The sequence below is a fragment of the Achromobacter sp. genome (genome assembly GCF_036567245.1).
In the GTDB taxonomy this organism is placed as follows: Bacteria; Pseudomonadota; Gammaproteobacteria; order Burkholderiales; family Burkholderiaceae_B; genus Achromobacter.
On record NZ_DATCUY010000629.1, the window covers coordinates 1 to 1,728 of the forward strand.

The following is a 1,728-nucleotide window of genomic DNA, read 5'->3' on the forward strand; positions in this document are numbered from 1 at the left end:
CTGCCTCGGACGGTATGGCGCGCCTGCGGCGGCACGACCCGGGCCGACACCGTTGCCGGTGCGTTGGCCGACAGCGGGGTGGCAGACGATGCCTGGGTGCTGGTTCATGACGCGGCTCGTCCCGGCCTGCCGGCAGCCGCGCTGCGCCGCCTGATCGACGCCTGCCTGGCCGACCCCGTTGGCGGTTTGCTGGCGTTGCCCGTTGCCGATACGGTCAAGGGCGGCCACGAGCGGGTCGAGCGCACCCTGGACCGCAATGGCTTGTGGCTGGCGCAGACGCCGCAGATGTTTCGGGCCGGCGTGCTGCGCGATGCGCTGACGGCGGCCTCCGTGAATGGCGTGACCGTCACCGACGAGGCTTCAGCCCTTGAGGCGGCCGGATATGCGCCGTTATTGGTTCCGGGCGCCTTGCGCAACTTCAAGGTGACGTGGCCGGATGATTTCGAACTGATGGAAAAATGGCTATGAGCATTCCTTTTCGCGTCGGGCAGGGCTTTGACGTGCACGCGCTGGTCGAAGGCCGCCCGCTGATCATCGGCGGGGTCACGATCCCGCACACGCACGGCCTGCTGGGGCATTCCGATGCGGACGTCCTGCTGCACGCGATCACCGACGCGCTGCTGGGCGCGGCGGGCCTGGGCGACATCGGCCGGCATTTTCCGGATACCGATCCGGCTTTCAAGGGCGCGGACAGCCGCGTGCTGCTGCGCGAGGCGATGGCGCGGGTGCGCAGCGCCGGCTGGGCGCCGGTGAACATCGATGCCACTCTGCACGCGCAAGCGCCCAAGATCGGCCCGCATGCGCCGGCCATGGTGAAGAACATCGCCGCGGATACCGGTCTGGCCGAGACCGAAGTCAACATCAAGGCAAAGACGAACGAGGGCCTGGGTTATCTGGGCCGCAAGGAAGGCATCGCGGCTACCGTCGTGGCCCTGCTGGCCCGCGCCTGAGCCGGGGAGGAACCCGGCGGCCCCAGCGCGATGCACATGAATTCCCGGCTTATTTACTTTGGAATACATCTTTAACAAATAAATAAGCGGGTCGAATTGATCTGGCATATTCTCCGCTCTTCAATTTCGACCACAGAGACATTCGGATGCATTTACGCGGCGTCGCCCTGATTTTCGTCCTAGGTGCATTCAGCTCGGCTGCACACGCCGAGTTTGAACAACAGCTTGGCCCGCTGGCCGGCACGGTCAGGCAGCAACTGCTGCAAGGCTGGACCGCCGGCGTGCAAGACGGCTGGTTCAGCTTGCGCAATACGGCGACGCCGGGCAGCGAACAGACGCTGTATCTCAATGTGGGGCCGGCGCCCGAAACGGGCCGCGTGACCGACGTCAATGTGGTCGTCAATTCGCAGAATCCGAAAGCCTCCATCGGCGTCGTGCTGAATAACCGCGCCGCCAAGAGCTTGTGCCTGCTTGAGATCACGGCCGACAAGAATACGTTGCTGTTCTGCCTGGAAGGCCAGAAGCGACGCGATATCGCGTCGGTGCCTAATCTGGCGAAACTGGATGGTTCCGACCGCATGAAAGTGGTCGAGCTTCCGGGCGCTGCCCGGTTCGTCGTGAATGGCCAGATCATCGGCGACGTCACCGATTCGCCCGCGGTGGGTTCCGAAATCGGCATCATGGCGTATGACGTGGGCACGTTCGGCATCGCGGATTTCACCATCGAGTCGAATGTGGGTTCGAAGCCGTCCGGCGCGGCGGCGCCCGCCGGCGGACT

General features: G+C 64.8%; 2 protein-coding genes and 1 pseudogene. All 3 read left to right on the plus strand.

The annotated features are described in order from the left end of the window. Window positions 1-468: 2-C-methyl-D-erythritol 4-phosphate cytidylyltransferase (locus VIR09_RS26755; RefSeq protein WP_332015613.1), on the plus strand; the 468-nt coding region annotated here is incomplete at its 5' end. Continuing rightward, a complete protein-coding gene (gene ispF / locus VIR09_RS26760; protein ID WP_105555151.1) occupies window positions 465-950 on the plus strand; it encodes a 2-C-methyl-D-erythritol 2,4-cyclodiphosphate synthase in 486 nt (161 codons plus the stop codon). The genes VIR09_RS26755 and ispF, both read left to right, overlap by 4 nt. A 146-nt stretch (window positions 951-1,096) precedes the next feature. After that, window positions 1,097-1,728, plus strand: a pseudogene (locus VIR09_RS26765) (hypothetical protein); the annotation flags it as partial.